General features: G+C 73.4%; 6 protein-coding genes and 1 pseudogene. 1 reads left to right on the forward strand and 6 read right to left on the reverse strand.

All coding sequences use genetic code 11. The features are described from left to right. The 4 genes from JFN87_RS30355 to nsdA all read right to left on the reverse strand — a co-directional run. The coding region (locus tag JFN87_RS30355) for a [protein-PII] uridylyltransferase family protein (protein WP_209345289.1) at positions 1 to 1,176 on the reverse strand (1,176 nt) is incomplete at its 3' end. Beyond that, entirely contained in the window at positions 1,166 to 1,504 is a 339-nt protein-coding gene (locus JFN87_RS30360; RefSeq protein ID WP_209345291.1) for a P-II family nitrogen regulator, read from the reverse strand. The genes JFN87_RS30360 and JFN87_RS30355, both read right to left, overlap by 11 nt. Next, positions 1,501 to 2,790, reverse strand: coding sequence for an ammonium transporter (locus JFN87_RS30365; protein ID WP_209345293.1), 1,290 nt, complete (start codon positions 2,788 to 2,790; stop codon positions 1,501 to 1,503). The genes JFN87_RS30360 and JFN87_RS30365 overlap by 4 nt, the downstream gene beginning before the upstream one ends. Positions 2,791 to 3,055: 265 nt before the next feature. Continuing rightward, positions 3,056 to 4,537, reverse strand: a complete 1,482-nt coding sequence (gene nsdA / locus JFN87_RS30370) for a transcriptional repressor NsdA (RefSeq protein WP_209345295.1) — start codon at positions 4,535 to 4,537, stop codon at positions 3,056 to 3,058. A 441-nt stretch (positions 4,538 to 4,978) separates the two neighbouring features. Here nsdA and JFN87_RS30375 point away from each other — a divergent pair, with 441 nt between their 5' ends. Further along, positions 4,979 to 5,662, forward strand: a complete 684-nt coding sequence (locus JFN87_RS30375) for a bifunctional DNA primase/polymerase (protein WP_209345297.1) — start codon at positions 4,979 to 4,981, stop codon at positions 5,660 to 5,662. Between the two features lie 141 nt (positions 5,663 to 5,803). Here the strand turns inward: JFN87_RS30375 and ftsY are convergent, their stop codons facing one another. Together ftsY and JFN87_RS30385 are read right to left on the reverse strand one after the other, a co-directional pair. Further along, positions 5,804 to 7,027: a signal recognition particle-docking protein FtsY gene (ftsY, locus tag JFN87_RS30380; protein ID WP_209345299.1), complete on the reverse strand. Its 1,224-nt coding sequence runs from the start codon at positions 7,025 to 7,027 to the stop codon at positions 5,804 to 5,806. A 187-nt stretch (positions 7,028 to 7,214) separates the two neighbouring features. Continuing rightward, positions 7,215 to 8,228 (reverse strand): annotated as a pseudogene (locus JFN87_RS30385) (AAA family ATPase); the annotation flags it as partial. Between the last annotated feature and the right edge of the window lie 84 nt (positions 8,229 to 8,312).

Genomic DNA, 8,312 nt, shown 5'->3' on the forward strand with positions numbered 1-8,312 from the left:
CCCCCCCCCGCCCCCCCCCCCCCCCCCCCCCCCCTCCTCAGAGGTAGACGACGGCATGCGCGATACGTGGGTGCCGGCGTGTCCTCCGTGTACTCTTCCGACCTGCACGGCCTCGCCCTCCTGCTCGACGACGCCGTCGGCGAGCGGCACCCGCTCGGCCGCCCGCCCCCTGCCGGCGCCGAGCAGCGCGCGCAGCCGAGGCCCGGCCGCACGTGCGCGCAGCACGCGGTCGACCTCGCGCCAGGTGACGTCAGAGGCGTACGAGACGGTGCGTGCGGCCTCGTAGACCTGGCGCAGCAGGGCGTCCGCGTCCGCCTCGCCGAGGCGTTGCGCGACGGCGTCCTGTTCCTGGAGGGCGAGCCGGTCGGTGGCGCGCCCCGTGGTGAGGTGGAGGGCGTCGCGTACGTCGAGGAGCCGGGCGCGGGCCGCGGCGAGCCCTTCGCGGGGCGCGTCGGCGAGCCAGGACGCCGCGACGGCGCGCAGGGCGGTGGCGTCACGCAGCCCGCCGCGTGCCTCCTTGAGGTCGCCTTCGAGCAGGAACTGGAGCTCTCCGTGACGCCGCGCGCGCGTCGCGCACAGCTCGGCCAGCTCAGGCAGGCGCCTGGCCGCGCCCGCGCGCCAGTCGGACAGGACGGTCGTGCGCAGGGCCGCGACGAGGCCGCTGTCGCCCGCGACGGGCCTGGCGTCTAGGAGCCCGAGGTGGACCCTGAGGTCGCCGGCGGCCGCCTTGCGGGCCTCCGCGGGGGTGCGGACGGAGTGGTCGAGCGCGACGCCGAGGTCCCAGACGGGGTACCAGAGGCGTTCGGCGAGCGCGGCGACGGCAGTGGACGGTGCGCCGTCGTGCAGCAGGAGCAGGTCGAGGTCGCTGTGCGGGGAGAGCTCGCCGCGCCCGTAGCCGCCGACGGCGACGAGGGCGGCGTCCCGCACGCCGGTGTCGCGGGCGGCCCGTGCGAACAGGGGCGCGAGCCAGTCGTCGGTGATCGCGGCGAGGGCCGCACGGCGCTGCGGGCCCGGCCGCTGCCCGTCCGTCAGGAGGCTCAGCCGGGCGGCCGCGTAGCCGCCGTCGCCCCGCCCGATGCCGTCTTCCCGCCCGGTGCCGTCGCCCCGCCGGGTGCCGTCGCCCCACCCAGTGCCCCCGTCCCGGGCCTCCCCCGTGGCCCGTTCCTCAGAGGGCATCGGGCCCGCGTTCGCCGGTGCGCACCCGTACGGCGCTCTCGACGTGCACGGTCCAGACCTTGCCGTCCCCGATCTTGCCGGTACGTGCCGCCTTCACGACGACGTCGACGATCTGCTCGGCGTCCTCGTCCTCGACGAGGACCTCGACGCGGACCTTGGGTACGAGGTCCACGGTGTACTCGGCGCCCCGGTAGACCTCGGTGTGGCCGCGCTGGCGTCCGTACCCGCTGGCCTCGGTGACGGTGAGGCCCTGCACGCCGAACGCCTGCAGTGCCTCCTTGACCTCGTCGAGCCTGTGCGGCTTCACGACGGCGGTGATGAGCTTCACGCGTCCACCTTCCGGTTGGTCGCCGGCGGCGTCGGCGGGTGGGTACCCGCGCCGGCCGCGGGCACGCTACTACGGGCGGCCGCGGAGCCGACGCCGCTGAAGTCGTAGGCGGACTCCGCGTGCACGGACATGTCGAGGCCGCCGACCTCCTCGTCCTCACCGGCCCTGAAGCCGATCACCTTGTCGACGAGCTTCGCGAGCAGCCAGGAGACCGCGAACGAGTAGGCCATGACGGAGAAGGCCCCCACGGCCTGCTTGCCCAGCTGGGCGAGGCCGCCGACGCCGCCGGTGGCGAGCACGCCCACGAGGAGCGTGCCGATCACCCCGCCGACGAGGTGCACGCCGACGACGTCGAGCGAGTCGTCGAAGCCCAGCCTGAACTTGAGGCTGACGGCCCAGGAGCAGACGGCACCCGCGGCGACGCCGATCAGCAGCGCGCCCCAGGCGTTCACGGCCGCGCCCGACGGCGTGATGGCGACGAGGCCGGCGACGGCGCCGGACGCCGCGCCGAGTGTCGTGAACGCCCCGTGCCTGAGCCGCTCGTAGGCGAGCCAGCCGATCATCGCCGCCGCCGCGGCGATCTGGGTGTTGAAGGCCATGTTGGCCGCGGCGCCGTCGGCGGCGAGCGCGGACCCGGCGTTGAAGCCGAACCAGCCGAACCACAGGAGCGCGGCGCCGAGCACCACGAGGGGCAGGCTGTGCGGCCGCATCGGATCCTTCTTGAACCCGATGCGCCTGCCCACCACGAGCACCGCGGCGAGGCCGCCGATGCCCGCGTTGATGTGGACGGCCGTGCCGCCGGCGAAGTCGATCACGCCCAGCTTGTAGAGCCAGCCGCCCGACTGCCAGACCCAGTGCGCCACGGGGAAGTAGACGCACGTGACCCACAGCGCAATGTAGAGCGTCCAGGCGGTGAACTTGACGCGGTCGGCGAGCGCCCCGCTCATCAGGGCCGGGGTGATGACGGCGAACATCAGCTGGAAGAAGGCGAAGGCGAGCACGGGGATGCCGCCCTTGCCGGTCAGCGTCTGCGGCGTGATGCCGTGGAAGCCGGCGTGGCCGAAGCCGCCGAGCAGCCCCGCGCCGAGGTCGTCGCCGAACGCCATCGTGTAGCCGTACAGCACCCACAGCACGCTGACGACGGCCAGCGAGATCATGGACATCATCAGCATGTTCAGGGCGCTCTTCACGCGCACCATGCCGCCGTAGAAGAAGGCGAGGCCCGGTGTCATCAGCATGACGAGCGCGGCACTGATCAGGACGAACGCGGTGTCTGCACCGTTCAAGGCCGGCGTCCCCTCCGTCGGTCGGATCGGCCCTGCCCGGTGTCCGGTTCGGGCCGACTGTGCCCAGTAGGCTCGCCCGGGCCCGTTTCCGACGGGCGTGTGCCGTGTTTCGGCGCGGTGACGAAGGGGCGCGGCGTGTTACGGCGAGGTGAACGGGCGGGGTGGAGGCACCGGCTTTCCAGGGACCGGCCGCGGCGTCACCCTGCTGTCCTGTCGGCGGGGGAGCCGTGTCGGGCGCTACGGGGAGAGCGCCGCGGCCGGGGTATCAGACCGCTTCCGCCGGTTCGGGGAAGCGGGGGCCGAGGAGTTCGCCGAGCTGTGCCACCTCGGGAACGTCGGGGAAGTCCCTGACCGCGATGTCCACGGTCTTGCGCAGCCGGGTGTTGACGCGCTCCGAGCGCACCTTGCGGGCGATCTCCAGGGCCTGCGCGGCCGGGCGCGCCATGCGCTCCGGCTCGCGTTTGAGCAGGTGGACGCTGGCCATGCCGATGAGGTTGAGCGCGTAGGACCGCTGGTGGTCCTCGTCCTCGCGGAAGAGCGCGACCGCGCGCTCCATGACGGGCTCCGCGAGCGACGCGTACGTGGGGCTGCGGCCCGCCACGAAGGCGAGGTCGCGGTAGGAGTGTGCGTTCTCCGCGTGGAGTTCGGCCTCGCTGAAGAAGCGGATCCAGTCGGGTTCCGGCTCCCCGTCGAGGCCCGCGTCGGCGAACGAGTCCTCCGCCATCCTGACGGCGCGCTTGCACTTGCTCGGCTTGCCCATGCCCGCGTACGCGCGCGCCTCCATCGCGTACAGCATGGCCTGCGTGCGCGCAGTGGCGCAGTCGCGGCTGCCGTACTGGGCGAGGTGGATGAGTTCCAGGGCGTCGTCGGGGCGGCCGAGGTGGATCATCTGCCGGCTCATCGAGGAGAGGATGTACGAGCCGAGCGGGCGGTCGCCCGCCTCCTTGGCGGCGTGCAGCGCGAGCACGAAGTACTTCTGGGCGTTGGGCTGGAGGCCGACGTCGTAGCTCATCCAGCCGGCCAGCTCGGCCAGTTCGGCGGCGCAGGTGAACAGGCGGTGCGACACGGCCGCGGGCAGCGGCTCCTGGAGCAGGTCGGTGACCTCGTGGAGCTGGCCGACGACGGCCTTGCGGCGCAGCCCGCCGCCGCACTGCGCGTCCCAGAGGCGGAACATGGCCGTCGTCGACTCGAGGAGCTCGAGCTCGGGGCCCGACAGGCGCGGCGCGCGGCGCGCGGCGGACGCGGCCCGGCCGGACCCGGGGGCCTCGCCGCCGCCCGGCGTCGGCACGAGCCAGCGCTGCATGGGCTCGACGAGGGCGGGGCCCGCGGCGAGCGCCAGCGAGGAGCCGAGGAAGCCGCGGCGTGCCAGCATGAGGTCGCTGCGGGAGAAGTCGCTGAGCATGGCGACGGTCTGGGGCCCCGCCCAGGGCAGGTCGACGCCGGCGTCCGAGGGCGACTGGTGGGCGGAGCGCAGGCCAAGGTCCTCGACGGCGACGACGGAGCCGAAGCGCTCGGAGAACAGCTCGGACAGGATCCGCGGGATGGGTTCGCGCGGCTGCTCGCCGTCGAGCCAGCGCCGCACGCGGGAGGTGTCGGTGCTGATGTGATGGGCGCCCATCTGGCGCGCCCTGCGGTTGACCTGGCGCGCGAGTTCGCCCTTGGACAGGCCGCTGCGCGCGAACCACGATCCGAGGGGCTCGTTCGGGCGCTTGCCCGTGCCCGACTCGTCTGCGCCGCTGCCGCTCACCTGGAACGCCCCCATCCGCTCGATACCCCGCGCGAGCCCTGCAAGAATCGAGCCCCTGCAAGAATGCCGTGCCCCGCGGGCGCCCGTCCGCCGATTTCACCCGTCGAACAGATACCCGAAGTGCCTCCGGCATACCCGCGGGAGCGCTTCACCTCCCCGGCTCGTGCACCGAAAGTAATCCTACGATCACGCCTCCAGCTAGGGGATTCCACAAACGCCACCATTCGCCACCCCTTCGAATGAACTCGCGGCACACGGAACGCGATTCACTTGACAGGCGGCGGTCAGGGACGATGCGAGTGGAGTGCGCCGGGGCGTACGAATCGGGCCGCACCACCCCCATTGCTCCCTCACGCCCGCACCGGCCCCCCGTCGACGACGGAGTGTCACGGGCAGACTTCGATTCGTAACCACTGGCGCGCTCGACCCGTTGGAGGGGGCATGGGCTTCACCATCGGCGGTATCCGGGACATCCGGGAGTTGCGGTCGGCGTCGCGCCGCCGCGGTCGCGCCACGGAGTGCACGGCGGCCGCCGAGTACACGGGTCTGTGGGGCTGGGACGTGACGGCGGGCGTGCGCGCCTCCCCCGCGGGCGCCTGCTCCTGCGGTGACGCGGACTGCGCCGCCCCCGGCGCGCACCCGCTCGGCTTCTTCCCCGGCGTCGGCGCGGGCGCGACGCTCGACGAGGTCACGCGCGCCTGGTCCGAGGTGCCCGGCGCCTCGGTGCTGCTGCCCGTCGGGCGCGGGTTCGACGTGATCGACGTGGCGCTCGGCGCCGGGGTGCACGCGCTCGCCCGCCTGGAGCGCATGGGGCTGCCGCTCGGCCCGGTGCTCGCGACACCGACGGGGCGCGCGTACTTCTTCGTGGCGCCGGGGGCCGCGGCCGAACTGCCGGCCCTCCTCTACCGCATGGGCTGGGACGACGCCGACCTCGACCTGGCGGGCATGGGCCCCGGCACGCACATCGTGGCGCCGCCCTCCTCGATGGGGACGCTCGGGCCGGTCCGCTGGCTGCGTCCGCCGTCGCCCGACACCGCGGCCGTGCCACCCGCGCGCCTGCTGCTGGGGACGCTCGCGTACATCTGCCACCGCGTGGGCCGCTGCCGCTCGCGCAGGAGCGGCTGACCGGGCGCACGCCCCCACCGGCCGCGCGCGCCCCGGCAACCGCACGCGCCGTACGACGGCACGGACGCGCGGAGGGCGGGCAGCCTCCCGGCCGCCCGCCCTCCGCCTCACCGTCCGGTGAGGCTCACTCTCCGCGCGCCGTCACTCGCCGATCAGGGCGTCGACGAACGCCTCGGGCTCGAAGGGCGCCAGGTCGTCGGCGCCCTCCCCCAGGCCCACGAGCTTCACGGGCACGCCCAGCTCACGCTGGACGGCCACCACGATGCCGCCCTTCGCCGTGCCGTCGAGCTTCGTCAGCACGATGCCGGTGATGTCCACGACCTCGGCGAACACCCGGGCCTGCACCAGGCCGTTCTGCCCCGTCGTGGCGTCGAGCACGAGCAGGACCTCGTCCAGCGGCCCGTGCTTCTCGACGACCCGCTTCACCTTGCCCAGCTCGTCCATCAGGCCGGTCTTGGTGTGCAGGCGGCCGGCGGTGTCGATGAGGACGACGTCGGCGCCCTCCACGATCCCCTCCTTGACCGCGTCGAACGCGACCGACGCGGGGTCACCGCCCTCGGGCCCCCGCACGGTCCTGGCGCCGACGCGCTCGCCCCATGTCTGCAGCTGGTCGGCGGCGGCGGCGCGGAACGTGTCGGCGGCGCCCAGCACGACCGACCTGCCGTCGGCGACCAGGACCCGGGCCAGCTTGCCCGTCGTGGTGGTCTTGCCGGTGCCGTTGACGCCGACGACCATCACGACGGCCGGGGTGTCGAGGCCGCTCTCGGTGCGCACCTCGCGTTCGAGGTCGGCGCCGACGAGCGTGACCAGCTCCTCGCGCAGCAGGGTGCGCAGCTCCTCTGGGGTGCGCGTGCCGAGGACGCGGACGCGCTCGCGCAGCCGCTCCACCAGCTCCTGGGTGGGCTGCACGCCGACGTCGGCGGTCAGCAGCGTGTCCTCGATCTCCTCCCAGGTGTCCTCGTCGAGGTGCTCGCGCGACAGGAGCGTGAGCAGCCCCTTGCCGAGCGAGTTCTGCGAGCGCGCGAGGCGCGTGCGCAGCCGCACGAGGCGGCCCGCGGTCGGCTCGGGCACCTCGATCTCCGGGGCCGGGGCGAGCCCGACGACCGGGTCCTCGACGGCGACCGGGGACTCGGCCGCGTCCTCCTTGCCGGGGAGGCCGACCTCCTCGATGGTGCGGCGCTCCTCGTCCCGCGGGGTCTCGGCCTCGTCGCCGACGTGCGGCTCGGCCGGCGGGGCCGTGATGGTGGGCGCGGCGGGCGGGGGTGGCGGCAGCTTCTTCTTCCTGCGGCTCTGGCCGACCACGAGCCCGCTGAGGCCGCCGATGACGACGACGGCGATGACGACAACAAGGATGACGAGTTCCATCAGTCTCCTAGCGAGGGGTCGTGTGCATTTCTCTCGTCCCGCAAGGGACCGGTTCGGGCTGGACCGCAACCTCCGGGTCGGAAGCACCCTCCTTCAGGAGGGGAGCGGAGTCGCAACCATTCCAGTATCGGGCCGACGGCCACGGTCCTCGGACACCGCCGGGCTCCCCGACGGCCCGCACGGACAGTCAGTGCAGCCGCTGGCTGATGACCTTCGAGACGCCGTCTCCCTGCATCGAGACACCGTAGAGCGCGTCCGCCACCTCCATCGTCCGCTTCTGGTGCGTGATCACGATGAGCTGCGAGCTCTCCTGGAGCTCCTGCATGATCCGGATCAGCCGCTGGAGGTTGGTGTCGTCGAGGGCCGCCTCGACCTCGTCCATCACGTAGAAGGGGCTGGGGCGCGCCTTGAAGATCGACACGAGGAGCGCGACGGCCGTGAGCGACCGCTCGCCGCCGGAGAGCAGGGAGAGCCGCTTGACCTTCTTGCCCGGCGGTCTCGCCTCCACGTCGACGCCGGTGGTGAGCATGTTCTCCGGGTCGGTGAGCAGCAGCCTGCCCTCGCCGCCCGGGAAGAGCCGGGAGAAGACGCCCTCGAACTCGCGGGCGGTGTCCCGGTAGGCCTCCGTGAACACCTGCTCGACGCGCTCGTCGACCTCCTTGACCACCTGGAGCAGGTCGGCCCTGGTCTTCTTCAGGTCCTCCAGCTGCTCGGAGAGGAAGTTGTGCCGCTCCTCGAGCGCCGCGAACTCCTCGAGGGCGAGCGGGTTGACCTTGCCGAGCTGCTGGTAGGCGCGTTCCGCCGCCCTGAGGCGCTTCTCCTGCTCGCCGCGCGCAAAGGGCCTCGGCCTGTTGCGCGGGTGCTCGGGGTCCTCGGGCAGCGTCTCGCCCTCCGCCGCGGGCGACGGGGGCACGGGCTGATCGGGCCCGTACTCGGTGACGAGTCCGGCCGGCTCGACGCCGAGTTCCTCGAGCGCCTTGGTCTCCAGTTGCTCGATGCGCATGCGCTTCTCCGCGCCGAGCACCTCGCCCCGGTGCACGGAGTCGGTGAGCTTGTCCAGCTCGGCCTTGAGGTCGCGGCCGCTGCCGCGCTCGCGCGCCAGCCGCTCCTCCCGGTCCGCTTTGGCTGCCTCCGCCGCGACGCGTTCGCGCTCCGCCCGTTGGACGGAGACCTCGACATGCGCAGATCGGAGGAGCACACGACTGGACTCCAGACACCGATGTACCACGTATGCCGCCCTCTGCATGAAGAAAGGGGGGGGGGGGGGGGGGGGGGGGGGGGGGGG

The sequence above is a fragment of the Streptomyces montanisoli genome (genome assembly GCF_017813245.1).
GTDB lineage: Bacteria > Actinomycetota > Actinomycetes > Streptomycetales > Streptomycetaceae > Streptomyces > Streptomyces montanisoli.

Bases quoted from the DNA above. Each gene is read 5' to 3' on its own strand.
- JFN87_RS30375 (WP_209345297.1), top strand. From the start codon at position 4,979: ATGGGCTTCACCATCGGCGGTATCCGGGACATCCGGGAGTTGCGGTCG.
- ftsY (WP_209345299.1), bottom strand. From the start codon at position 7,027: ATGGAACTCGTCATCCTTGTTGTCGTCATCGCCGTCGTCGTCATCGGC.